We start from the raw sequence: 24,712 nt of genomic DNA, 5'->3' as shown, positions 1-24,712 counted from the left end.
TGGCAGGTCAGCGGCGAGGTGGCACCGGCGACGGCACCGGGCCCGCTGCATCGTCAACGGTATTGTCCGCCACCGGCTTCCGGTGTGCCCGGACCCGGATCCGCGCGCCCCGGCGCGGGACGAACACGACGTGTTTGAGACGGGGCCGTTCTCCGCGCGCCGACGTGGTCTCCAACTCCACCCGGCGCAGGATCTCGCGCAGCACCACCCGCATCTCGACCATCGCGAAGGTGGCGCCCAGGCAGCGACGGTTGCCGCCGCCGAACGGAAACCAGGTCGTCGGCGTCAGCGCCGGCTGACCCGGGGTCTCCCCCAGCATGCGGTGCGGGTCGAACCGCTCGGGGTCCGGATACAGCTCGCCGTCGGCGTGCACCCGCACCATGCCCGGCACCACCATGACACCGGCGGGCAGCCGGTGACCGGCCAGCTCCACCGGCCGTTTCAGCACCCGGCCGACGTCGAACACGACGGTGCGGTTCCGCAGCGTCTCCCTGCACACCGCGTCCAGGTACTCGTCGCCGGCCGGATCACCGGCGGCACTGGCCTCGGCGGCCTGCTCCGCCTCGGCCAGCAGCATCGGATGCCGGGTCAACCGTTCCAGCGCCCAGGACAGCGCGGTGGCGGTGGTGTCGTGCCCGGCCAGCAGCAGGGTCATCAGCTGATCGCGCAGTTCGCGGTCGCTCATGGCCTGGCCGTCGTCGTCGGCCGACCGCACCAGCATCGCCAATGTGTCGGTGCGCGTGTCCAACTCGGGATCGGCACGGCGCTCGGCGATCTCGGCGTAGAGCAGCCGGTCCGCGTCGGCGAGGTTGCGCTGCAGCCGTTGCCACGGCCGGTGGCGCTGCAGGTGGGGGCTCGCCACCGCGAGCGACAGCCACGGACCGATGTCGATCAGCCGCGGCAACACCGTGCGCAGCGCGGCCAGTCGACCCGGATCGCCGGCGCCGATGACGACGCGCAGGATCACCTCCAGGGTGATCTGCGACATCCTGGGTGCGGCGGCGAACGTGGTTCCCACCGGCCAGCCGGCGATGTCGGCCGCGGCGATCTCGGCCATCGCGTCGGCCTGCCGCGTCACCGCGTCGCGGTGGAACGACGGCAGCATCAGCCGGCGCCTCCGGCGGTGCAGGTCCCCGTCGATCACCAGGACCGAGGTCTCGCCGAGGATTCCGCTCAGCATCGAATTCGCCTCGCCGGCATGGAAAGTGTCCGGATCACCGGTGAACACGGCCTTGATGTCGGCGGGATCGGTCAGATAGACCAGGGTGCCCATCGAGGTGATGCGCAGGGTGAACACCGGACCGTAGCGGCGCTGACAGGCCGCGATGAACCACTTCCCGTGCCGCAGCATGAGCCAGGCCTGCACCGGGGCCGGCAGTCGCGGCCCGGGAGGCAGCGCCGAGGGGCTCATCTCCCCCAGCCTACGAGCATCAGCGCCCGTGCGCCTCGGCCGCGGTGGTCAACGACGCCTCGACCCGGGCGCGGTCATCGCCGAGCCCGACCAGCATGTCGACGGTCATCGGGGTGAGGATCTTCGTCAGGCCGTGCCCCTCGGCGCCGAAGAACCCGGCCAGCTCGAGCATCACCTCGCCGTGGATGAGGCTCCACAGCCGGCCGGCGATCGCGGCCTCGCCGTCGTCGCGGATCCGGCCGGCGGCGATCATCCGCCGCACCATGGTGCGCAGCGCCTCGAAGGACGCGGCCCATTCGGTGCGGTCGCTCACCTCACCGGTGGCGGTGAGGTCGGCGCGGGATCCGGCGATCGACGCCGGTGTCGCGGTGCCGAACATCAGCAGATAGCGCTGCGGGTGGGTCAGCGCGTACTCGCGGTAGGCGGCGCCCATCAGAAGGAAATCAGCCACCGGATCGCCGGTCTGCGGGATCTGGGTCAGCGCGTCGGCGAACCGGGCGAAGATCTCCCCCGCCACCGCCTCGAGCACACCGGGCATCCCGCCGAAGCGGGTGTAGACCGCCATCGTCGACGTGCCGGCCTCGGCCGCCAGGTTCCGGGCGCTCAGCGCCTGCACCCCGTCCCGCTCCAGCAGCCGCACCCCGGCGTCGACCAGTTTCTCCCGAATGTCGTCCGCAGTCACCCTTGCGATTCTGCCATAACGCTGTTATACAGGTTCCCATCAGCTATAACAGCGTTATAAGGGGAGAACCGTGAGTAACCGTTATCTGACCGGGGCGTTCGCCCCGCTGACCGAGGAGTACACGCTCACCGACCTCGAGGTGACCGGGACGATCCCCGACTACCTGGACGGGCGATACCTGCGCAACGGACCGAACCCGGTCGGCGAGATCGACCCGGAGCTCTACCACTGGTTCGTCGGCGACGGCATGGTGCACGGCATCCGGCTGCGGGACGGCCGCGCCGAGTGGTACCGCAACCGGTGGGTGCGCGGACCGCTGACCGCCCGCGCCCTGGGCGAACGTCCGCCGTCCGAGGAGTGCTCGGTATCGGGAATCGGCGCCAACACCAACGTGATCGGCCACGCCGGAAAGACGATCGCCCTGGTCGAGTCCGGGGTGACCAATTACGAGCTGACCGAGGAGCTCGACACCGTCGGACCGTGCGATTTCGACGGCACGCTCACCGGCGGCTACACCGCACATCCGAAACGGGACCCGGAAACCGGTGAGCTCCATGCGGTGTCCTACAGCATGTACCGCGGCAACACCGTGCAGTACTCGGTGATCGGCACCGACGGCCGGGCCCGGCGCACCGTGGACATCGAGGTGACCGGCAGCCCGATGATGCACGACTTCTCGCTGACCGAACGCCACATCGTGCTCTACGACCTACCGGTGACCTTCGATGCGCGGCAGGCGGTTTCGATGACGGTGCCCCGCGGGCTGCGGCTGCCGGCGCGGCTGGTGCTGTCGGCGCTGATCGGCCGGGTGCGGGTACCGGACCCGATCGCCGCGCGGCAGCCCCGCGGCAACAGCTCCGACCGGCGCTTCCCGTATTCGTGGAATCCGCGTTACCCGGCCCGCATCGGGGTGATGCCGCGCGACGGCTCCAACAAGGACGTGCGCTGGTTCGACGTGGAACCGTGCTACGTGTTCCACCCGATGAACGCCTACGACGACGGCGACACCATCGTCCTCGACGTGATCCGGCATCCGAAGATGTTCGACACCGACAACCTCGGGCCGAACGAGGGCCCGCCCACCCTGGACCGGTGGACCGTCGACCTCGCCGACGGCAAGGTCCGGGAATCCCGGATCGACGACCGCGGCCAGGAGTTCCCCCGCGTCGACGAACGCCTGGTCGGCAGGCGGCACCGCTACGGTTACGCGCCGACGGTGGGCGAGGGCACCTCGGGCGGAAATGTGTTGCTCAAACACGATTTCGTCGGCGGCAACACCCAGAGCCGGGTGTTCGAGCCGTATCACGAGTTGGGCGAGTTCGTCTTTCAGCCGTCCTCCGCCGACGCGGCCGAGGACGACGGGGTGGTGATGGGCTATGTCTACGACCGCACCACCGACCGCAGCGAGCTGGCCATCCTCGACGCGCAGACCCTCGAGGACGTCGCCCGTATCAGGTTGCCGCACCGGGTGCCGGCCGGTTTCCACGGCAACTGGGTGCCGAGCGACGGCTGATCAGGAGTGGCCCGGATGCCCGTCGCCCGCACCGGCGGCGGGCAGGTCCAGTTCGACGGTGGACGCACCGGGCGCGGGCGGGCGCGGTGAGTAGCTGACGCCGCTGGGGCGCTCGCCGACCGGAACCGTGGCCGAGACCGACCGGTCGGCGAGGTCGACGGCGGACAGGCTGTTGTCGCCGCTGTTGGTGACCCAGGCGAAGGTTCCGGCGGGATCGACCACCACCCCGTGCGGACCCGCGCCGGTCTCGACCGTGGCGCGCACCGTCATCCGCGCGGTGTCGATCAGCGACACCGCGTTCCCCGGCGCGTCCGCCGTGCCCTGATCGGCCGACACCACCGTCGCATCGTCTGGCGTGAGAGACACCTGCGCCGGTGGGGCGGACACCGCCACGCTTCCGACCACCTCCCGCGCGGTGAGGTCCACCTTGATGACCTCCGCCGGTTCGGTGATGCCGGTATAGGCGTAGCGTCCGTCCGCGCTGACCGCGACCTGCGCCGGACCCTCACCCACCGGGACCGAGAAATCCAGCCGGTCACTTCGGGCGTCGAGCACATCCAGCGCGCCGCTTCCGTGGTTGGCGACCACGATCACCGAACCGTCGGTGGACGCCCGCAGACCGTGCGGCATGCCGCCCACCTCGATCCGGCCGACCGGTTCCAGGCTCCGGCTCCGGAACACCGACACCGTGCCGTCACCGGCGTTGGTCACGTAGACCTTGTCGTCGGGCGTCTCGATCACATGCGCCGGGTGCGGACCGGTCGGGGCGGTCGCGGTGATCCGGTAGGTCTCGGCGTCGATCGCGACGACCATGTCGGCGCTGCTGGTCGCGTACACCGTCATCGCGTCCCGGCCGACCTGGACGTTGTGCGGCCCGCCGATTCCGGTCAGCGTGGTCGCGACGGTGCTGCTCTCCGCGTCCAGGACCGTGAGGCTGTTGCCGGATTCGTCGGCCACCCACACCGATCCGGTCACCGCCGACGGCTGCGGCGACGGCTCCTGGCCGGTCGGTGCTTGTCCGTCCGGTTCCCCGCTCGAGCAGCCCGCCGTCAGTGCGACCAGCAACACCGAAGACAGGGCGGCGGCAAACCGGACACCCCGGCGCGCTGCGGTCACCGGTGACATCGTTCGACCGTACTCCCGGCGGGTGGGCCCCGGCCCGGGTTCGACGATTCGCCCGCGGTCGTCAGCCGGCCGCGGCGTTGATCTCGGGCCGGTCGATCATGCCCTTCTCCACCCCCCACATGGTGGCGATGGTGCGGTACTCGCCGGTGGCGATCAGATGCTCCAGCGCCTGCCGCAGCGACTCGGCCAGCGGCGAGCCCCTGGTCACCGGCCATCCGTACGGTGCCGGGCTGAAGATCTCGCCCGCCTCCTGCAGCGCGCCGCCGGAGGTCTTGACCGCGAACCCGGTCACCGGCGAGTCGGCGGACATCGCGTCGATCTCACCGTTCATCAGCGCCTCGGTCAGATCGTCCTGGCTGACGTACACCACCTTGTCGATCGGGGGTTTACCTGCGGCGGTGCAGATTTCGCTCTTGAACGGCACCTCGTCGGATTCCTGGATGGTGGCGTAGGCGACGCCGACCCGCAGCCCGCACGCGTCCGCCGGGTTCACGGCGCCGCCCGCGGGTTGCGCCCACAACGTGCCGGCCTGGAAATAGGTGACGAAGTCCGCACCGGCGCTGCGTTCCGGGGTGACGGTGAGCGAGGCCATCCCGACGTGCACATCGCCGGCCCGCACCGACGGCAGGATCGCCTCGAACGGAAGCTCCCGGTACTCCGGCGCCAGCCCCAGCGTCCGGGCGACGGCGTTCATCAGGTCGACGTCGAAGCCGACGATCTCCCCCGCCGCGTTCTTGAACTCGTTGGGTTTGTACGGCACGTTGACGCCGACGATCAGCCGGCCGCCGTCGCGGATGTCGGCGGGAACCGTCTGCGCGATCTCTGCGACCACGCCCTCGGGGACATCGGCCGCCACTGGGGCCGGATCATCCCCGCCACCGCGAAAGATCCACGCGCCCAGGGCGATCACCCCGGCGAGCGCCACCACCCCGGCGGCCGCCAGCACCGGCACCGGGCGCTTGCGCTCGCGGGCCGGCCGGCGGTGGTGCCGCCCCGAACCGGTCGCGGAGGGCACCGGCCGGGCCAGCGCCCGCCGGGCCGCCGCCGCCAGCTCCGTGGCCGTCGGATACCGCTTGCCGGGCTTCTTCGCCATCCCGCGCGCGATCACCTCGTCGAACGCGGCCAGCCGCGGATCGGTGTCCGAGGGCCGCGGGGCCGGCGCCACCATGTGTCCGGCGATCTGCTGCTCGTAGGTGTCGCCGGGATACGGCCGCTTGCCGGTCAGGCATTCGTAGAGCACGCAGGTCAGCGCGTAGATGTCGGCGTGCCGGTCGACGTCGCCGTTCTCGAACCGCTCGGGCGCCATGTAGGCCAGCGTGCCCAGCGTGCTGCCCGCGGTGGTCAACCCCGCGGACCCGGCGGTGCGGGCCAGGCCGAAGTCGATCAGGTACACGAAGTCACGGTCGGTGATCAGGATGTTCGACGGTTTGATGTCGCGGTGCACCAGCCCGGCCTCGTGCGCGGAGTCGAGCGCCTGGGCGACCTGCTCGACCACCGAGACCGCGAACCGCGGATCCAGCGGCTCCTTGTTGTTCAGGACGGTGCCGAGGTTGCGGCCCTCGATCAGCCGCATGTCCAGGTACAGCCGGCCGTCGATCTCGCCGAACCCGTGGATCGGCACCACATGCGGATCGTTGAGACCGGCAACGGCCTGCGATTCGCGGCGGAACCGCTGCTGATATGTCTCGTCCTGGGCCAGGTGCACGGGCAGCACCTTCAACGCGACGACGCGGTCGGTACGGGTGTCGTAGGCGCGGTAGACCTCGCCCATTCCGCCTCGGCCGATCAGCTCCTGTAGCTGATAGTGCCCGAACGGCGTCGCTTCCACCGGCAAACTCCTCGGCAGCGGCCTGTCAGGTGTGTCGACTGAAGCTACCTCACCTTTGCCGATGCCGTCGCGGCGAATGTCGATATCGCTGTCCGGCGGTCCGGCACGGAGGCCAGTGCGGAGACGAAACCGGCCCGGACGCGTACGGTCGGTGTACCGGGACCAATCAGGCCCCGCTATCGAAGGGCCGACGATGTCCGACAAATCTCCACGACAGACGATGTCCAAGAAGTCCGGCAAATCCCTCAAGGAGAAACGCGCGGAGAAGCGGGCCAAGGCCGCGAACGCCGCCGCGAGCCAGACCGAGGCGGTGCTGCACAAGAAGCGCCACCAGTAGCGCAGGCGCCTGCCGGCACCCGGCGGCAGAGACATTTGCGTAACGCAGTGGCGGAAATGAGCGCCCGGAACCGCCATGGCGTTACGCAAACGTGGGCGGGTGGACGGAAGAGGTGTTCCGTCGCCGTAAGGTGACCGCATGCGAGATCGGATCGTTCACCTGGCCCGGCAGATCGCGGCGATCCTGGCCGCCCTCTTGAGTCTGGCGTCGACGGTCAACGGCTACCGGCCCCTGTTCAGCAAGGGGTATCCGTCGATCTTCGCCTGGGGGTTCGGCCTGGTGGTGTCGGAGTTTCCGCTGCAGACCCTGGCCAGCCAGGTCGGCGGGCTGGCGCTGACCAGCCGGGGGCTGACTCGGCGGGTGCGGATCTTCGCCTGGTCGGCGGCCGCGGTGTCGGCGCTGGGCCTGCTCAACTTCAACCGGGCCGGCCACCGCGCGGACCGCACCCTGACCGCCGCCCTGGACAACGGCCTGGGCCTGCACCGTCGCACCGACTCCGAGGGGCTGTGGCGCCGACCCGCCGGTGGCGGCACCGCCAAGACCCCCGGTGCGGTGCGGATGCTGCGGATCTACCGCGACTACGCCCACGACGGCGACATCAGCTACGGGCCGTACGGCAGCGCCAACCATCTGGACATCTGGCGGCGCCCCGACCTCGACCGCAACGGCAAGGCGCCGGTGCTCTTCCAGATTCCCGGCGGGGCGTGGACCACCGGCAACAAGCGGGGTCAGGCGCATCCGTTGATGAGCCACCTCGCCGAACTGGGCTGGATCTGTGTGGCGATCAACTACCGGCACAGCCCGCGCAATACCTGGCCGGACCACATCATCGACGTCAAACGCGCGCTGGCCTGGGTCAAGGAGCACATCGCCGACTACGGCGGCGACCCGGATTTCCTCGCGATCACCGGCGGCTCGGCCGGCGGACACCTGTCGTCGCTGGCGGCGCTCACCCCCAACGACCCCCGGTTCCAGCCCGGTTTCGAAGACGCCGACACCCGGGTGCAGGCGGCGGTCCCGTTCTACGGCGTCTACGACTTCACCCGGTTCGACGACGCGATGCACCCGTCGATGCCCGAGCTGCTGGAGCGCTGGGTGATCAAACAACCGCACTCGTCGAACCGGGAGACCTATGCCAGTGCGTCCCCGGTGAACCACATCTCCGCCGACGCTCCACCGTTTTTCGTGCTGCACGGCCGCAACGACTCGCTGGTGCCGGTCGAACAGGGCCGAGACTTCGTGCGGCGGCTGCGCGAAGTCAGCACCCAGCCGGTGGTGTACGCCGAATTGCCCCTGGCACAACACGCTTTCGACATCTTCGGCTCAGCGCGGGCCGCGCATACCGCGGTCGCCGTGGAACAGTTCCTCGCCGAGATCTACGCCAACACCGTGCTCGGGGAAGGGCCGAGAGCGCAGCCGGCACCACGCTGACGGCGACCGACGGCCATGACGGCGTTCCTGCGTGCAGCACCCGCAGCCGGGATGGGTGGCGCGGACTGTGAACGCCTCGTCGATGCCGTGCTGGCCCAACCGGTGCTGGCCGTCACCAGCCTGGCGTATCTGATCGCGGCCGGGCTGGTGCTCACCTGGGCGGTACCGGCGGACTCGCTGTTGGCCGGCACGGCGGGCGTGGTGCTGCTGACCGTCGGGATCGACAGCTTCGCCTACCACGGCCCGCAGCCGTCGTGGGCGCAACCGGCGCATGACTGGCCGATCCTCGCGGTGGCGGTGGTGTATACGTTCGCGTTGCTCCGCACCGGGCGGCGACGGTGGCGGGTGTGGGCCGGTGCAGGTGCGGTGTTCGCGCTGGCGGTGGCCGCCCATCTGGCGGGCCGCACCGGCTCGCCGCTGTGCAGCCCGGACAGCTGGTGGCAGTGGCACGGCGTCTGGCATGTGTTGTCCGCGACCGCCGCGGCGTCCGGCGCCCGGGCCATGGTGCGGCCCGGGTGATCGCGAAACTGGGCGCGGGTCCGGCCGGTTTCGTGTTCGTTCCGGGCTCTTCTTTCTGGGGCTTCTCTTTCTGGGCTTCTCTTTCTGGGCTGTCTCTCGACACCTGAACACCACGCCCCTACCGTTGACCCATGACAGAACAGAGCCATGCGGTCACGCTGTCGCACCCGCCGGAACCCGTGTTGCGCGTCATCAACCCGATCCTGCGCACACTGCTGCGGACTCCGCTGCTGGGCGGCGCCGGCAAGGAATTCATGGTCGTCAACGTCACCGGACGCAAGAGCGGCAAGCGGTACTCGATTCCGTTGAGTGCCCACTGGATCGACGGCGATCTCTACGCGATCTCCAGTGCGGGGTGGAAGTGGAACTTCCGCGACGGCGCCCGGGCCGAGATACTGCACGACCGCCAGACCCGGACCATGCGCGGCGAGCTGATCCAGGATCCCGCGACGGTCGCACAACTGTGCCACAAGACCGCCCAGGCCAACGGGGTGAAGAGGGCACAACGCATGCTGGGCATGACGTTTCGCGAGCAACGGATTCCGACCGTCGAGGAGTTCGCCGAGGCCGCCCGCCGCGAACGGATCGCCGCGATCCGGTTCACGCCCCAGCGGTGACCATGCCGGCCCGCAGCCGCTCGACCAGTTTCAGCATGCGGGCGTGGTGGGTGCCCGGCCAGTAGATCCGATCGCAGTCCGTGCACTGCGCGAACTCGTCGTAGTACCGGCGGGTCAGCGGCTCCAGCCGGTCGTGCACCTCATCCTTGCCGACCGCGACCAGCATTCCGTTGCAGCGCATGCACCGGGTGAACGGCGCCAGCCGCGCGCCCAGGTCCAACCGGGTCACCACCTCGATCACCTGCTGCTCGGGCTGATCGGAGCGGACGAACAAACCGTGTGTCACCGCGCGCCGCTTCAGCAGCCCGCGGTCGCGGGTCAGCAGAATCCGCTGCTGGGCCGCGCTGATCTCGGCCAACTCCCTGTCGCCGGCGGTGCTGGACCACCACACGTCCATCCCGAGCAGCCGCAGTAGCCGCGCCAGCCGCCCCAGGTTGACATCGACGACGAACCGCGGATCGCGCAGCGGGACCGGCCGCAGCCGGGCGGTCGGTCCGATGTCGAGCGCCTCGAACACCGGGTACGCGGCGATGCGGTCCCCCGCCGCCGGCCGGTGCGGGAAATCCACCGGATCCCCGTTGACCAGGATCAGATCCACCTCGGTGTGCGGGATCCCCATCGCTTCCAGCACATCCTTGACGGTCTGATGGGGCTGGAACGGTCGCCGCACGGTCACCGCCCGTGCCTCGGGCGGAAGAAAATCGTTCAGTTCGGCGTACGCCCGGACCTCGACATATCCGGCCATACCTCATGGTGCCTGACAAGGATGGGTGGCCGACAGCCGCTCAGCGCCGGAGAGCGGCGGCGATCCGCTCGGCGAACGCAGGTGCGGCGATCGACGCCGCCTGCGGAGGGAGTTCGGTGTCGACGGCCCGCATGTGCTGCTCGGTGTCGGGGACGCCGGGATTCGCCGTCGCCCGCATCGATGCCTTCGTGGCCACGACGACATCGCGCGGTGCCGCCGCCGGCCCGGCCGCCAACTCCCGGGCGGCCGCCACCGGATCCTCGGCGATCTTCAGCGCGAGGCCGGACCGGACCGCGGCTTCAGCGTCGAACCCCAGACCGAACAGCAACGACGCCCGGGCCGCCTGTGGGCCGATCGCGCGCTGCAGCATCCAGGTGGCGCCACCGCCCGGATGGATACCCAGCTTCTGGAACCGGGGATCGAACACCGCTGTCGGCCCCGCTATCCGCACATCGGCGGCCAACGCCAGGTTCAGTCCCGCACCCACCGCGGGACCGTTGACCGCCGCGACGGTCGGCAGAGTGCATCGGGCCACCGCGATGAAACCGTCGTACAACCGGCGCAGGTCGTCTTCGGTGGCTGTCCGCAACGCGGCGAGGTCCGCGCCCGCGCAGAATGCCCGCCCCGCGCCGGTCACGACCACCGCGTGCACAGCCTCATCGGCCTCCGCGCGGGCGACCGCGGCGCGCAGCGCTTCGGACATCTCGAACGTCACCGCGTTCCGGCGTTCCGGGTCGTTGACGGTGATGACCGCGACACGCTCTTCGACAGCCATCAGAACTGGATCGGACACGGCTCTACTTCACCTCGTTTCAGCGGCCCACAGCACCGGGCCGACACCACCACCGACCGCCCGCACCGGCCGCGGTCGTCTCTCCTCGGATGCCTTACCGCTCGAGCACCAGCCCCGCCGCCTCCCGGTCCCACGTATCGGGGGTGACACCGCGCTCCCGCAGCTTGAATTTCTGCACCCGGCCCGTCGGGGTGTGCGGCAACTCGGTGACGAACTCGACGTAGCGCGGAACCATGAAGTACGGCGCCCGCTCGTTGATGAACCGGATCAGCTCCTCCGGCTCCAGCTCGTGCCCCTCCCGGAGGATGACGCAGATCTTCACCTCGTCCTCTTCGGCGAGATCCTGCGACGGAACACCGTGTGCGGCAACCTCATAGACCGCGGGATGGCGACCGATCAGTTCCTCGAGCTCGAGCGACGGGATGTTGCGGCCCTTGTGCCGCATGTAGTCCGACGCCCGGTCGACGAAGTACAGCTCGCCGGCTTCGTCGAACCGGCCGAGGTCATTGGAGTGATACCAGCCGTCTCGCCAGGCTTTCGCGGTGCCCTCTTCGTTGTTGTAGTAGCCACGGAACATCACGTCCGGCCGCCGCGGCCTCACACAGATCTCCCCGACCTCACCGACCGGCACCTCACGCCCCCTCTCGTCCAACAGTGCCACCTCGACATCGGGACGGGGAAAGCCGTCGCCGGCGGGATTCCCCTCGCGCTCGGGTGTCGACACCGACAGCGGCATGATCTCGCTCTGACCGTAGCCTCGCCAGATCCTCTCGAGCCCGAACCGCTTCTGGAACGCCTCGCGTATCTCAGCCGGGAGCGGCAGCAGGCCGGCCACCCGCGCCGGATTGTCGGCGTCATCGTCGCGCTCCTCTCGCTGCCAGAGGTACATGTGCATCGAACCGAGCGTGAGTAGTTGCGTTGCGCCGTAGCGGCGGACCCGATCCCAGAACCGGGAGACGGAGAACTCCCGGTCGATCGCGATCGACAGGCCGGAGTACAGCGCCTGGAACACGTTGAGCGACCAGCCGCCGGAGTTGAACAGCGGGACGCAGCAGTACAGGACGTCTCCCGGCGCCAGGTCGCGGGCCGATGCGAAGATCCGCGCCGCGGCGTACCAGGCCCCGTACGGTTGCATGACTCCCTTGGAACGCCCGGTGGTCCCGGAGGTCCACATCACCGACGAGATGGTGGCCGCGTCGGCACTCGAGGTCACCTCGGTGCCTGCCCCCTCGGCGAAGTCGGCCAGTGCGACCGCCCGCTGCCGCACCGCCTCGTCGGCGATCGCCGCGGGGTCACCGTTGACCACCACCCGCTCGAAGCGGCGGGCCAGCCCGTTGTCGGTGGCGCGGTCGAGCAGCGACTCATCGACGACGAGCACCTTGGCGCCTCCGTCCACGAAGGTGCGGGCCAGCCATTCCCCCCGATAACTCGTGTTGGTGGGGACCCACATCGCCCCGAGCTTGTTGGTCCCGAGTGCGGTGAACACGAACTCAAGGCTGTTGTCCATCAGCATCGCCACCGGGTCTCCGGCCTCGACTCCGAGCGCACGCAGTGAGTTCGCGTACCGGTTCACCGTCTCGTTGGCCTCGCCGTAACTGTAGCGGCGATCGCCGGACGCCAGGAACGGCGCATCCCCGATCGCGTCCGCCTGCAGCGCCAGCGCGCGTCCCGCGGCGACGTTCTCGCGGCTGGAATCCTCAATCCAGTGCATTGTTTCCCCGTCTCGTTCGTGAAGGTTCGGCCGTCCGGCGTCAGGCCGGAAACACCCGTGGATCCTCGCCCGGCGGCGGGCGAGGATCCACGGGCGACGGATGTCGCTAACTGCGGAGACGAATGGCCCGCTCCGGGCAGTTCGACGCCGCGGCCTTCACCTCGTCCTCCAGTTCCGGTGGCACCGGCTCGTTCGTGGTGTAAGACAGCCCAGTCTCGTCGTCGCTGAGAAAGACCTCCGGCAGCGCCCGATGGCACAGCGCGTGCCCTTGGCAAACGGATTGGTCGACCTCCACATACAGCCGGCCCACCTTGGTCGTGGTATCCATGCTCTCCTCTTTCATTGCGCCAACCTCATTGCATGAGCGCCCTTCCGGGTCACCAGACCAACTCCAGATTCTGGAGATTCCGGGAGATCCCGACATCCCATGGGGTCGGTGAGCCGGGCCGGATCGAGAACTTCGGAATCTGGCGGAACCATTCCTCGAGCGAGATCTGGATGAGGGCACGGGCGACGTTCGAACCGATGCAGCGGTGTACGCCCATCCCGAACGCGATATGGCGGTTGGGGAAGCGATCCAACACGAACTCTTCGGCATTCGGGAACTCCGCCTCATCGCGGTTGGCCGCGGCCCACACCAGGCCGACCGGACACTTCGCCGGGATCTCGGTGCCGCCGACGGTCACCGGCCGGGTGGTCGTCCGCTTCGAGACCTGCGTCGGGCCGAGATAACGGAGCAACTCCTCCATGGCGAGGGGGATCTTCGTCGGATCGCCGGCCAGCACCTCCTGGAGGTCGGGACGCTGCGCCAGGAACCAGAACGCGCCGCTCAGGAACGCCCCGGTGGTCGGCGGACCCGCGTTGAACTGCAGCAGCAGCGTGTTCAGCATCTCCGCCTCGGTCAGCTTCCGCCCGTTGATCTCGGCCTTCAACAGATAGGTCGGGATGTCGTCGGCGGGGTTGGCTCGCCGGTGTTCGAGCAGCTTCTTGGAATACTCGATGATCAGGCCGGCGATCCGTGCCGACGGTTCACCGAAGCCGTGGATGAACGTCCGGACGGAGTCCCGCAGATTCTGGGCCCAGTCGTCCGACCCTTCGGGGTCCAACTTCTCCCCTTCCAGCGGTTCACCCATCCACGGCGAACGGTACATCGCGACCGTCGGATACATGTAGGCGAACTCGTCGACGAACTCACACGAGTTCCGCTTCGCGATGTCGTCGATGATCTCCCGCGCGATCCGGCGCAGTTCGGGCACCATCTCCTTGGTCTTCGCCGGAGTGAACAACGGGGCCAGGATGCGACGGTACTCCTGCAACCGCGGCGGATCGACCTCGATCGGGATGAACGGCTCCGGGTTGCCGACCGCCGGGAGGGTGATCCCGTCGGCCGAGCTGAAGGTCTGCCAGTCGCGCGCCGCACCGTGCACGTCCTCGTAGCGCGCGAGGGCGTAGAAACCACCTTCCTGCTTCTCGCTGTAGGCCACCCGCGCCGCGCGCAGGGCCCGATACATCGGCTGCGGGTCCTGCAGACCCTCTTGGTCCGCCGGGTCATAGTCCGCTGGCGAGACTGTGACATCCGATGCCGTCATCAGCTGCTCCTTTTCGGATTTTCGGTGAAAGTTGCCCGCCGGCCGACGCCCCTGGCGTCGCCCGAGGCTGATTGCGGGCAGGCTGTCCGGATCACAAAGTTATCATACTGAGTAGTACGTCACTAGGATTTCCAAATATTGCACACCTCACTTTTCATACCGATGTTTCGTCCCGGCGTCAGCGTTTCCCGGCGCGAACATCTGCCGCCCGCGCATCTGCGCCGGAGCCGGTGTAGAAGCGCTCGGCCCAGGTGTGAAACGCCCGGTAGGCGCGGGTCTCGCTGCGCATCAGCGGAGGTTTGTCGATGTAGATCATGTTTTCCCAGATCACGAAGTCCCGTTCCGCCTGCCGGAACTGCTCCTCGATGCGACGCCGCGCGAGCTCGTCGGGTTCGTCGCCGTCGGTGTTGCGCAGGGCCCAGTTGGTCATCCGGTAGGCCGATGTCTCGCCGTCGATCGGGGTGACGCCCACCAAGGTGTAGGCCTCATCCGCCCCGGCGAAGCGGGTGTGCGACAGACCGAGACCGAACAAGTCGATCTCGAGTGAACCCTTGACCGGTCCGTCCGGGGTGAGCCAGGTGGATTTCTTCCGGCTGCCGAACTCCATCTCCTGCGACACGTGCAGGATCGGGCCCCGGTCATCGATGTCGAGGATGACCGGATTCGAGCCGGCTCGATGCACATAGGTGAAATGCGCACTGTCGATTGCGTTTTCGGACACCATCTGGGGGTGCACCCGCACCGACCAGTACCGCGATGCGCGGTCGATCGGGTAGTACCGATCGGGATCCTCGATCAGCTGGGGAACCTCCCAGGTCGGTTTTCCGCCGTCGGCGTCGTACCACATCAGCACGACACCACAGTTCTCGGCGACCGACCAGCACCGCATGGTGTGCTGGCCACGCTTGGGCGGCGACCCATCCGGGATGTGGGTGTTCCGGCCCTCCGCGTCCCATCTCCAGCCGTGGAACGGACACTCGATCTCATCGTCGACCACGACCCCGCCATGGCCGAGGTGAGCCCCCATGTGCAGGCAATGCGCGTTGAGCACCACGACATTCCCGGAGTGACCCCGGTAGGCGACCAAGTCGGCGCCGAAGTAGCGCAGCGGCCGGGCCTCCCCGACCGGGAACTCGAATGACCAACCGATCTGATACCAGCCGGTCGGAACACGGGTGTGCGGGAAACCGGCGATCATCGCGGCATCACCCGTCCCGCAACGGCTCGGTGAGCCTCGAACCTCATCTCTGACACTCCTTTCCGGAGATGGCCCGGCCGGTGCCGGCTAACCACGCAACACCTGCCGACCGTCGGATTTCGTTGTGGAACGGGCCCGTTCGTCGAGTTCTCGCCGGATCTCCGCACCGTGCTCGTCGTAGGCGGGAGCCGGCCGGGGAACGAACGGCTGTCCGGCGACGATCGCCCCCTCGCCGGTGCAGGTGAACCGACCGGCGACCGGGTGCTCGGCTTCGAGCATGATTCCGCGGTGCGACACGTGGGGATCACGGCGCATCTCGTGAAAGTCACGCGGCGCCGGACCTATGGGAATCCGTTCCTCGACCGCGAGCTTCATCCACTCGGCCTGCGTCCTGGTGCGGAATATCTCCTGCAGGGTGCGGCGCAGCTCGTCGTCGTGGCCGAAGTCCACCGGGGTGTCCTCATTCTTGCGGTGGATGAGGTCGGTCCGTCCGGTCGCTCGGCAGAACGCGTCCCAGAATCGATGCTCGATGGCGCAGAACAACACCACGAGCCCGTCCGCGGTCTCGTAGAACTGGTATTTCGCGCCGCGATAGACGCCGCCCTGAACCTGTTCAGGGATGTTCTGCGGGTCGATCACACGGTGGGCATTGAGCGCGCTGGCCACGGTGCCCCAGGCCTGCGCGACGACGGCGTCGCTCGCGGCGACGTCGATATAGCAGCCCTCCCCGGTCCGGTCCCGGTGGATGATGCCGGCCAGGATGTGGGTGGTCGCATGCATCGCACCGGCCGCGGTGCCCTCACCACCCGAGCTGCCGTTGGGCCCACCCGTGGTCAACGGGCTCATGAAGCCGTCTCCGTCGAGCGCCCGGGGCTGCCCGGCGGCCAGTGCATCCATCATCTGACCGTGCGTCGGCACCGAGGCGTACGGTCCACTGGCGCCGAACCCGGTGTACTGGCAGTACACGATGTCCGGACGCCGTGCGCGCTGCGCCTCGTAGCCGATACCGAGCCGGTCGGCCGCTCCCGCGGTCAGCCCGTCGACGAACACATCGGCGGTGTCCAGCAGGCGCCAGAAGACATCCAGGTCCGCGGGTTCGGTGAGATCGAGCGCGATGGATCGTTTACCCCGGTTCACATGGAGATGAACCGGGCTGCAGCCGGGCGCCAGCACACCGTTGATGTCCCGGAGGTAGTCCCCCAACGGGGGTTGTTCGATCTTGATGACGTCCGCGCCCATGTCGGCGAGGCGCATACCGACGGTGTCACAGTTCAACAGCGCGCCGCATTCCAGCACCCGGATACCGGCCAGCAGACGGCTCATTCGACGATCCTTCGAACCCGTACTCTCATGCGGCCGAAAATATCATACTGAGTAGTTTCTTTCTATGGCCGGTGTGCACCACGTCTCCTTTATCATCATCGAAATCTGTTGCGCGAACGTCGCATTCGTCCAGATGACCGCGCCGGCCGCAGATGGTCGCGGCCGGCGCGGATGACATCGTGTGCCCCCTGTCAGGAAAGCGCCACCGACACGGTCTTGTGCTGGACGAACTCCAGGACACCGAGTTTGCCGCCCTCGCGGCCGTAACCGCTTTCCTTGTATCCGCCGAACGGTGCACCCGGTCCTGCCGGGGCACCCGCACCGTTGAACGCAACGGTGCCGGCCTCGAGAGCGGACGCCAGTCGCAGCACCCGTGACACGTCCCGGGTGTGGACATAGCCGGCCAGCCCGTACGGGGTGCCGTTGGCGATCGCCACGGCCTCCTCTTCATCGGAGAACCGGATCGCGGCGGTCACCGGGCCGAACACCTCGTTCTGGGCGACCTCGCTGGTCGGTGAGACGTTGCCCAACAATGTCGGCTCGATGTAATAGCCGGAGGCGAGCTCGCCACCTGCGCGGCTGCCGCCCGTCAGGAGTTCCGCGCCGTTGTCCCGGGTGGCTTCGTCCACCGTTCTCAGAATCCGTTCGACGGCCGCCTCGCTGATCACCGGACCCATCATCGTCGCGGGATCGAGCGGATCCCCGAGCGGGATCTGACCCAGCGCCCCGGCGACCATCGCGGTGAACTCGTCGTAGATCGACTCGTGCACCAGAATGCGTGTCGGCAGGGTGCAGGCCTGGCCTGCCGAGAAGATCACCGACGCCGCGGTCTCCGCCGCCTTCGCGAGGTCGGCGTCCGGGAACACGATGTTGGCGGATTTGCCACCCAGTTCCAGCAGCACCGGCTTGAGCTGCTCGCCACATGCGGCCGCGATCTTGCGCCCGGTCGGCCCACCGCCGGTGAAGCTCACCTTGGCCACACCGGGATGCCGCACCAACGCCTCGCCGGCGTCCGGCCCGCCGGGCAGCACGGTGACGACACCCGGCGGCATACCTTCCTCTTCACAGATCCGGGCGATGAAGCTGGAGGTGAACGGCGCGAGCTCGGACGGTTTGAGGATCACACAGCATCCGGCCGCCAGCGGTGGCGCCACACACATACCCCAACCACCGATCGGGGCGTTCCAGGTCAGGATGACCGCGACGACACCGATGGGCTCGAGCAGGGTGAGGTCCACCGTCTCACCCGGTGTCGTCGGCACGACCGCGCCCTCGAGCTTGTCGGCCCAGCCGGCCGCCGCCTCGAACCAGCCCGCGCCGTGCGGCACCAGCACCGCCTTGCCCTGCGAGACCGGCAATCCGTTCTCGCGGGCCTGCAGGACGGCGAGTTCGTCCTCATGGGCGCGAATCCGCTCGGCGATGCGGGTCAGCAACCGGCGACGGTCCTCGGGCCGCCACTTTCGCCATTCCTTGAAGGCCTCCTGCGCGGCGGCGACGGCCTCATCGACCTCGGCGGGGCCGGCCAGCGGAACCTCTCCCTGCACCTTCCCGGTGGCGGGGTTGACATGTTCGTAGACACCTGCGGATCCCTCGGCGAGCCGGCGCCCCGCCAGATGAATCTCCGAAACGAGCCGGTTTTCCGTCGTCGTCACATTGGCTCCTTGTCTCACTGACGATTGACCTGGCCGTCATCGACCGGCAACGAGATGCCGGTGACGAAATGGGACGCGTCAGAAGCCAGCCACAACACCGCCTCGGAGATGTCGCGGGTATCGGTTCCCGGGCGCGGGGCATGCCGCACCGAGTCGTCGGCGTTGGGATCCCGCAAGTGACCGGGGTTGGGGGCGTACTCGGGGTAGTCACCGAAGAACTTGCGCGGAACCGGATCGAGAGTGCCCATCGCGCTCGCGAACTCGCCGTCCCCGAGGACGGTGCCGGGGTGAATGGCGTTGACGCGGATGTTGTACTGCCCCAGCTCATTCGCGAACGACTTGACCAGCCCGACGACGCCGAACTTGCTGGCGACGTAGTGGGCGGTGTAGGGCAGGCCACGGATTCCGCCGGCAGAGCTGGTGGCCACGATCGAACCACCCCGCCGGTCCTTCATCATGTGCGGCACCACCGCGCGGACGCTGTTCCACACCCCCTTGAGATTGACGTCGATGACGTCGTCCCATGCACTTTCGGGAATCTCCCACGACCAGTGCCAGGAGATGATCCCGGCGTTGGCGCAGAGGATGTCGATCGCCCCGAACTCGTCGACCGCCGCGTCGGCCGCGGCTTTCAGCGCCGGGAAATCCCGGACATCCGCCACGTGGGTCTGCACCCGTCGACCGGTCTTCCGCACCAGTTCGGCAGTGCGCTCCAGATCCTCGCGCGTCGCCATCGGATACGTCACCGCATCGTTGATCGTGGTGCACGCATCGACGAGCACGATGTCCGCGCCCTCCTCGGCCAATCGGACCGCATGCGACCGACCCTGGCCCCGTCCTCCGCCGGTGATCATGGCCACCTTGCCAGCGACACGCCCCGCCATATGACTCCTTCCACTGGCCCCCGTGTGCCGGGGAGCACATCACATACTACCTAGTATGTTGAATACAATATGCCCTCGATGCCGGTTCGACAAGACCCAGATCACTTTCCGGCCATGACAGTGGCCGGAGTCGCCCCACCCGAGGGGCCGCGACGGCCGGCCACCGGGCGCCGACGCGGCGAGATCCGTGGACGACCACTCGGCGCGGGAAATTGACCCGGCAACCTACCCGGCAGTACATTGAGGTGAGGCGGGCCAGCTTTACGGGGATTGCCGCCCACTCGGCCATCCAGTCCCCCGAGCGACGGCCGCATCGGGGCAAGACCGTGACGTCCGAAAGCTTGCGGTGAGAGGAAACTTGGTGTGGTCGACTCCAGCGGGCCCAATGACTCGAGCACCCCGGCTCCGCGTCGCCGCCTGAACGCGCGTCAGGTGGAACGGCGCGACGAGGTGCTCGTCGCCGCCGCCGACGCCTTCACGAGCCGCGGATACGCGGCGACATCCATCGATGACATCGCAGACCGGCTCGGGGCCACCAAGGGCCGCGTCTACCACTACTTCCGCACCAAGGGCGAGATCTTCATCGGCATCCACAAGCGAGCCCTCGAGCTGGCCTTCGCCAGCCTCGAGGGCATCGTCGACAACGGGGAACCGGCGGTCAACCGGCTCTACCGGATGGCCGAAGCGCACGCGATGCTGATGATGACCGGAGCCAATTTCATGCGGCTCGCGGCCCGCCACACCGACATGGGACTCGCGAGCGAAGGCCGCACCCGTCAAGAGGACATCGACGAGATCCTCAAACTCCGGCACGAGTACGAGGCGCAGTTCGAGCACGTCATCGCCGATGGAATGGCCGCAGGCGAGTTTCAGGCCAAGGACTCCTTCCTCATGGCGAAGGCGGTGCTGGGAGCGCTCAACTGGATGAGCATGTGGTACAACCCGCGGGCCGACGACACCGAGGCCCAGAAACGCCGCATCGCCCAGTCGATGGCCGAGTTCGTCACCCACGGGCTCAAGCCCACCGTGGAACCGAACCCCAAGGCTCCGAGCAAGCACACCGGGACCAAGAACAGCCGGACCAAGAACTCCCAGAGCAGGAACACCCAGACCAAGAACAGCGAGCCCGGGAAGACCCGGGCCAGGAGCACCCGGGCCGCGAGCACCGGGGCCAAAGCCGATTAGCCCACGTCCGCACCCCTCAGACCCTCAGCCGTCACCTCGCGCCGCCTCAGGCTGGTTCACCCCGTTTGATCATACTACTGGGTAGGTTCTATTCTCACCGTGGCGGGCGTCCAGCCTGCCCGAGATCCAGTGCGAACACACAGCGTGAGGGGAGACAACAACGTGAATATCGACGGCGCCAGCGCGATCGTCACCGGCGGCGCCTCCGGGTTGGGCCGGGCAACCGCCCAGCGGCTTGCCGAGGCCGGAGCACATGTGGTCGTGGTGGACCTGCCGGGTGCCGCCGGTAACGCGGTGGCCGACGACCTCGGCGGGTCATCGGTTTTCGTCGCGGCGGACGTCACCAATGCGGCCCAGGTGCAGAAAGCGGTGGACGCCGCGGTGGAACGGGGCCCCCTGCGGGTGCTGGTGCACTGTGCGGGCCGGGGTGGTCCGGTACGGGTCCTCGACCGCGCCGGAGAGCCCGGATCGCTGGAGGAGTACGTCGACATCATCAACGTCAACCTGGTCGGGACCTTCAACACGCTGCGCCTCGCCGCGGCCGCGATGGCCCGTAACGAGCCGTCGGGCTCCCCGGAGGACGACCGTGGCGTGTGCATCCTGACCGCATCGGTCGCGGCGTGGGAGGGCCAGATCGGTCAGACCGGGTACGCGTCCTCGAAAGCCGGCATCGTCGGCATGACCATCGTGGCCGCTCGAGACCTGGCGTCCAAGCAGATTCGGGTGTGCACGATCGCGCCGGGCACCTTCGACACACCGCTGTTGGCGCGGGTCCCGCAACCCGTCCGGGAGAATCTCGCGGCGTCGATCCCCCATCCACGCCGGCTGGGCGACCCGGACGAATACGCCCAATTGGCCATGGCGATCATCGAGAACGGCATGCTCAACGGTGAGACCATCCGGCTCGACGGTGCGATCCGGATGGCGCCCCGCTGACCGTCCCCGCACACAGCAGAACCGCCCCGGCACACACCGGGGCGGTTCTGTCTGTCGGCGACCGGCGACGCACCCGTCACGCGGCCCGTTACGAGTTCGCGGCGGTTTCGGCGAGCAGATGCGCGAACTTCTCCCGCGCCGCGGCCCGACGCGTCGGAATGTGCTCGGAGGGAACCTCCCGTGGCTCGAACTCTCGCAGGGTGCGCCGTGCCACGGTCACCTTGTGGACTTCGTCAGGACCGTCGTAGAGCCGTGCGGCCCGGGCCTGCCGATACATGAACTCCAACGGCATGTCGCAGCTGTAGCCCAGCGACCCGTGCAGCTGAATGGCCCGGTCGATCACGTTGTAGAGCACCCGCGCACCCCAGTACTTGATCATCGCGATCTCGGTGAGCGCACCGCGGACGCCCTCGGTGTCGATCTTCCACGCGGCGTGCAGGGTCATCAGCCGCGCGGCCTGACGTTCGGCGACCGACTCGGCGACCCAGTCCTGGATCATCTGCTTCTCCGACAACAGCGACCCATGGATGGTGCGCGACACCGCCCGCTCACAGAGCATCTCGAGTGCGCGTTCGCTCTGTCCCAGCCACCGCATGCAGTGGTGGATGCGCCCCGGCCCCAACCGGGTCTGCGCCAACGCGAATCCACGTCCCCGCTCGCCCAGCAGGTTCTCGGCCGGCACCCGCACATCGGTCAAGGAGACCTCCGCGTGGTTGCCGTAGACCGGGGGCCGCGGATAGGGATGCTCCATGGTGGGGATATCGCGCTCCACCACCAGACCGGGGGTGCCCGCGGGCACCAGGAACATCGAGGCCCGCTGATGGCGCGCCGCCTCCGGGTCGGTGACCGCCATGACGATGAAAAGGTCGGCGATCGAAGCGTTGGACGCGAACCACTTGCGGCCGTTCAGAATCCACTCATCGCCTGCCAATCGAGCGGTGGTGGTGAGCATCGTCGGATCGGCCCCGGCGCCCGGCTCGGTCATCGCATAACAACTGCGGATCGTCCCGGCCAGCAGCGGATCCAGCCACCGGCGCTTCTGCTCGGGCGTGCCGGCCACGGCCAGCAGTTCGGCATTACCGGAGTCCGGGGCCTGGTTGCCGAACACGATGGGCGCCAGATGCGACCGGCCCAGAATCTCGTGCATCAACGCCAGCCGGACCTGACCGAAGCCCTGGCCGCCCAGCTCCGGCGGTAGATGCGCCGCCCACAGTCCCCGGTCCTTGACCTGTTGTTTGAGCGGCTCCATCGCCCGGGTCATCGCGGCGTCATCCAGATCGAGTGTCTCGAGAGGTTCGATCTCCTCCTTGACGAACTCGCGGATCCACTCCAGTTCTCGCTCGACCTCGGGCTCGGTCGCGAAATCCCACATACTGGACCTTTCTTCTCGGGGCTTGTCTCAGGCTTCGCCCGCGGCGATCGCCAGGGCGTGCCTGGCCAGCAGCGGTACCCGACGTTCCAGCGAGGCGAAGAACGGATCGGCGGACTGGCCCCGCACGTAACGTCCGTACGAGCCCTCGAAGATCACGGCGAGCTTGAACTGTCCGAACACCCGGTACCACACCAGATCGTCAGCGGTCACATCGATTCCGCTCTTGCGCGCATAGCGCTCGATCAGTTCCGCGCGGCTGGGGTTGCCGGCCACGCCGTGCGGGGACCCGAGCTCACCCCACTGCGCCACCTCGTCCGGCTCCAACCAGCTGGCCAGGAAATAGCCCAGATCGGCGAGCGGATCACCGATCGTCGACGTCTCCCAGTCCACCACCGCCAGGATCCGCACCGGCGGCTCCGGTGCGTAGAGCAGGTTGTGCAGGCCGTAATCCCCATGGATCAACGCCGATCCCCGGGTACCGGGACATGACTCGTCCAGCCACGCGGCCACCTCGTCGAGTTCAGGCAGCTCCCGGAACGCATAGGACTTCAACTGCTTGCCCCACCGGGCCGCCTGACGTTCGGTGTAGCCGTCCGGTTTTCCGAAACCGTCGAGACCGGCGGCTCGCCAGTCCAGTCGGTGCAGGGCGGCCAGTGCGTCGATGGCGGCATGGGCGATGGCGACCCGCTCGCCGGCCAACGACGCCGGCAACTCGTGATAGAGGGGCACCCCGGCCAGCTTGTCCATCAGGTAGAACGGCGCCCCGATGACGTCCGGGTCCGCACACAACCCCCGCGGGGTCGCGTGCGGCACATCGGTGCCTTCCAGCGCCGTGAGCACCCGATACTCCCGCACCATGTCGTGCGCTGTGGGCGCGTTCTTGACCCGTGGCGGCCGGCGCAGCAGCCAGGTGGGACCGCCGCGGCTGACGGTGAAGAGCTCGTTGGAATGACCGGTGGTGATGCGCTCGACCGTCAGCGGCCCGGATCCGGGGAGCCGATCATCCAACCAGTCATCCAGTGCCGCAACGGAAACCAGCTCCTCACCGGGCGTGTCCGATCGCGCTGCGGTCATCGGGAGGCATCCTTGCTGAGGAACTTCTCGACACTTCGCCGAACATCCTCACTGGCGAACGTCTCCGACTCCGTCGCGAGCGCGAACGGCAGGATCATGTTCGCGGCGTTGAGCAGGTGCAGATTCATCGCGCGCTTGGTGTCGCGCAGCGCCTGCGCCGGCTGATCGGCCAGCCGATGCGCCAGGGCCACCGCCTCCTCGACCACCCGTTCGCGCGGCGTCACCCGGTTGGCGAGGCCCAACCGCTCCGCCTCGGACGCCGTGATGCGTTCCCCGAGCAGGATGTACTCCTTGGCCTTGAGCATGCTCATCATGAACGGCCAGGTGAGCGCTCCCCCGTCGCCGGCGACCAACCCGACGCTGACGTGCGGATCGCTGATGAACGCGTCCTCGGCCATCACGACCAGGTCGGACATCACGGCCAGGGATCCGCCCAGTCCGACCGCGAGTCCGTTGACCGCGGCGACGATGGGCAATTCACATTCGAGCATGGCCTTGGCCAGCCGCTCCGCCTCACGGATATCCTTGCGGCGCGCCACCGGATCGGTGTTGTTCCGCGCGAAGTTGGGCAGGTAGCCGCCGGAACTGAACGCACGACCGGCCCCGGTCAGGACCACCGCTCGCGCGTCCACGTCGTCGATGAGCGCATCCCAGATCCGCCGCATCGCACTGTGCAGATCATCATTGAACGAGTTCAGATCGTCCGGGCGGTTCATGGTGAGAATCCGCACCGGGCCGTCCTTGGTCACCAGCAGTGTGGGGGCGAAGCGTCCGTAGTCCATATTTT

At 68.2% G+C, this 24,712-nt stretch carries 23 protein-coding genes; 7 read left to right on the top strand and 16 right to left on the bottom strand.

Annotated features, from left to right (window positions below):
- Nucleotides 1-7 precede the first annotated feature (7 nt).
- Entirely contained in the window at nt 8-1,411 is a 1,404-nt protein-coding gene (locus CKW28_RS03760; protein ID WP_003926385.1) for a cytochrome P450, read from the bottom strand.
- Between the two features lie 19 nt (nt 1,412-1,430).
- Nucleotides 1,431-2,093 (bottom strand): TetR/AcrR family transcriptional regulator, encoded by a 663-nt coding sequence (locus CKW28_RS03755; protein ID WP_003926386.1) that lies wholly within the window; start codon nt 2,091-2,093, stop codon nt 1,431-1,433.
- A 70-nt stretch (nt 2,094-2,163) separates the two neighbouring features.
- Here CKW28_RS03755 and CKW28_RS03750 point away from each other — a divergent pair, with 70 nt between their 5' ends.
- Nucleotides 2,164-3,606: a carotenoid oxygenase family protein gene (locus tag CKW28_RS03750; protein ID WP_003926387.1), complete on the top strand. Its 1,443-nt coding sequence runs from the start codon at nt 2,164-2,166 to the stop codon at nt 3,604-3,606.
- Here CKW28_RS03750 and CKW28_RS03745 read toward each other — a convergent pair whose 3' ends face one another.
- Together CKW28_RS03745 and stpK7 are read right to left on the bottom strand one after the other, a co-directional pair.
- Complete coding sequence (locus tag CKW28_RS03745) at nt 3,607-4,731, bottom strand: YVTN family beta-propeller repeat protein (protein WP_003926388.1); 1,125 nt, start codon at nt 4,729-4,731, stop codon at nt 3,607-3,609. It abuts the gene before it with no gap.
- A 61-nt stretch (nt 4,732-4,792) separates the two neighbouring features.
- Nucleotides 4,793-6,559: a serine/threonine protein kinase StpK7 gene (stpK7, locus tag CKW28_RS03740; protein ID WP_003926389.1), complete on the bottom strand. Its 1,767-nt coding sequence runs from the start codon at nt 6,557-6,559 to the stop codon at nt 4,793-4,795.
- Between the two features lie 193 nt (nt 6,560-6,752).
- Between stpK7 and CKW28_RS23955 the strand changes: the two genes are divergently transcribed.
- The 4 genes from CKW28_RS23955 (at nt 6,753) to CKW28_RS03725 (ending at nt 9,463) form a co-directional block, all read left to right on the top strand.
- A complete protein-coding gene (locus CKW28_RS23955; RefSeq protein ID WP_110844435.1) occupies nt 6,753-6,896 on the top strand; it encodes a hypothetical protein in 144 nt (47 codons plus the stop codon).
- 138 nt (nt 6,897-7,034) lie between these two features.
- Nucleotides 7,035-8,327, top strand: a complete 1,293-nt coding sequence (locus CKW28_RS03735; RefSeq protein ID WP_003926391.1) for an alpha/beta hydrolase — start codon at nt 7,035-7,037, stop codon at nt 8,325-8,327.
- Between the two features lie 15 nt (nt 8,328-8,342).
- Complete coding sequence (locus CKW28_RS03730) at nt 8,343-8,846, top strand: hypothetical protein (RefSeq protein ID WP_197700612.1); 504 nt, start codon at nt 8,343-8,345, stop codon at nt 8,844-8,846.
- Between the two features lie 131 nt (nt 8,847-8,977).
- Nucleotides 8,978-9,463 carry a hypothetical protein gene (locus tag CKW28_RS03725; RefSeq protein ID WP_003926393.1) on the top strand — a complete coding sequence of 162 codons (486 nt, stop codon included), beginning with the start codon at nt 8,978-8,980 and terminating at the stop codon, nt 9,461-9,463.
- Here CKW28_RS03725 and CKW28_RS03720 read toward each other — a convergent pair.
- The 9 genes from CKW28_RS03720 to CKW28_RS03680 all read right to left on the bottom strand — a co-directional run bounded on the left by CKW28_RS03720 (nt 9,447) and on the right by CKW28_RS03680 (nt 19,358).
- On the bottom strand, nt 9,447-10,208 hold the full coding sequence (locus CKW28_RS03720; RefSeq protein WP_003926394.1) for a Mut7-C RNAse domain-containing protein: 762 nt from the start codon (nt 10,206-10,208) through the stop codon (nt 9,447-9,449). The genes CKW28_RS03725 and CKW28_RS03720 overlap by 17 nt on opposite strands.
- Before the next feature lie 40 nt (nt 10,209-10,248).
- A complete protein-coding gene (locus CKW28_RS03715) occupies nt 10,249-11,001 on the bottom strand; it encodes an enoyl-CoA hydratase (RefSeq protein WP_040547200.1) in 753 nt (250 codons plus the stop codon).
- Between the two features lie 94 nt (nt 11,002-11,095).
- Nucleotides 11,096-12,712, bottom strand: a complete 1,617-nt coding sequence (locus tag CKW28_RS03710) for an AMP-binding protein (RefSeq protein ID WP_003926396.1) — start codon at nt 12,710-12,712, stop codon at nt 11,096-11,098.
- 106 nt (nt 12,713-12,818) lie between these two features.
- Entirely contained in the window at nt 12,819-13,040 is a 222-nt protein-coding gene (locus CKW28_RS03705) for a ferredoxin (RefSeq protein ID WP_050812048.1), read from the bottom strand.
- Nucleotides 13,041-13,089: 49 nt separating this feature from the next.
- Nucleotides 13,090-14,301 (bottom strand): cytochrome P450, encoded by a 1,212-nt coding sequence (locus CKW28_RS03700; RefSeq protein ID WP_003926398.1) that lies wholly within the window; start codon nt 14,299-14,301, stop codon nt 13,090-13,092.
- A 178-nt stretch (nt 14,302-14,479) separates the two neighbouring features.
- Nucleotides 14,480-15,499, bottom strand: a complete 1,020-nt coding sequence (locus CKW28_RS03695; protein ID WP_003926399.1) for a Rieske 2Fe-2S domain-containing protein — start codon at nt 15,497-15,499, stop codon at nt 14,480-14,482.
- Between the two features lie 87 nt (nt 15,500-15,586).
- On the bottom strand, nt 15,587-16,822 hold the full coding sequence (locus CKW28_RS03690) for a CaiB/BaiF CoA transferase family protein (RefSeq protein ID WP_003926400.1): 1,236 nt from the start codon (nt 16,820-16,822) through the stop codon (nt 15,587-15,589).
- Nucleotides 16,823-17,013: 191 nt separating this feature from the next.
- The gene (locus CKW28_RS03685) at nt 17,014-18,474 is read right to left on the bottom strand and encodes an aldehyde dehydrogenase family protein (protein WP_003926401.1); all 1,461 of its coding nucleotides are present in this window, start codon (nt 18,472-18,474) and stop codon (nt 17,014-17,016) included.
- A 14-nt stretch (nt 18,475-18,488) separates the two neighbouring features.
- A complete protein-coding gene (locus tag CKW28_RS03680; RefSeq protein ID WP_003926402.1) occupies nt 18,489-19,358 on the bottom strand; it encodes a mycofactocin-coupled SDR family oxidoreductase in 870 nt (289 codons plus the stop codon).
- A gap of 363 nt (nt 19,359-19,721) precedes the next feature.
- On the opposite strand from CKW28_RS03680, the gene CKW28_RS03675 reads away from it, so the two are divergent.
- Nucleotides 19,722-20,543, top strand: coding sequence for a TetR/AcrR family transcriptional regulator (locus CKW28_RS03675; protein WP_050811994.1), 822 nt, complete (start codon nt 19,722-19,724; stop codon nt 20,541-20,543).
- A gap of 162 nt (nt 20,544-20,705) precedes the next feature.
- On the top strand, nt 20,706-21,479 hold the full coding sequence (locus CKW28_RS03670; RefSeq protein ID WP_040547202.1) for an SDR family NAD(P)-dependent oxidoreductase: 774 nt from the start codon (nt 20,706-20,708) through the stop codon (nt 21,477-21,479).
- 88 nt (nt 21,480-21,567) lie between these two features.
- Here the strand turns inward: CKW28_RS03670 and CKW28_RS03665 are convergent, their stop codons facing one another.
- From CKW28_RS03665 to CKW28_RS03655, 3 genes are read right to left on the bottom strand one after another with little or no spacing between them, the layout of a single operon-like run.
- A complete protein-coding gene (locus tag CKW28_RS03665; protein ID WP_003926405.1) occupies nt 21,568-22,851 on the bottom strand; it encodes an acyl-CoA dehydrogenase family protein in 1,284 nt (427 codons plus the stop codon).
- 27 nt (nt 22,852-22,878) lie between these two features.
- Complete coding sequence (locus tag CKW28_RS03660; protein ID WP_003926406.1) at nt 22,879-23,925, bottom strand: phosphotransferase family protein; 1,047 nt, start codon at nt 23,923-23,925, stop codon at nt 22,879-22,881.
- Nucleotides 23,922-24,707 carry an enoyl-CoA hydratase/isomerase family protein gene (locus CKW28_RS03655; RefSeq protein WP_003926407.1) on the bottom strand — a complete coding sequence of 262 codons (786 nt, stop codon included), beginning with the start codon at nt 24,705-24,707 and terminating at the stop codon, nt 23,922-23,924. The genes CKW28_RS03660 and CKW28_RS03655 overlap by 4 nt, the downstream gene beginning before the upstream one ends.
- Between the last annotated feature and the right edge of the window lie 5 nt (nt 24,708-24,712).

The organism is Mycolicibacterium thermoresistibile (genome assembly GCF_900187065.1).
Taxonomy (GTDB): Bacteria; Actinomycetota; Actinomycetes; order Mycobacteriales; family Mycobacteriaceae; genus Mycobacterium; species Mycobacterium thermoresistibile.
This window is presented reverse-complemented; position numbering and strand designations above follow the sequence as displayed.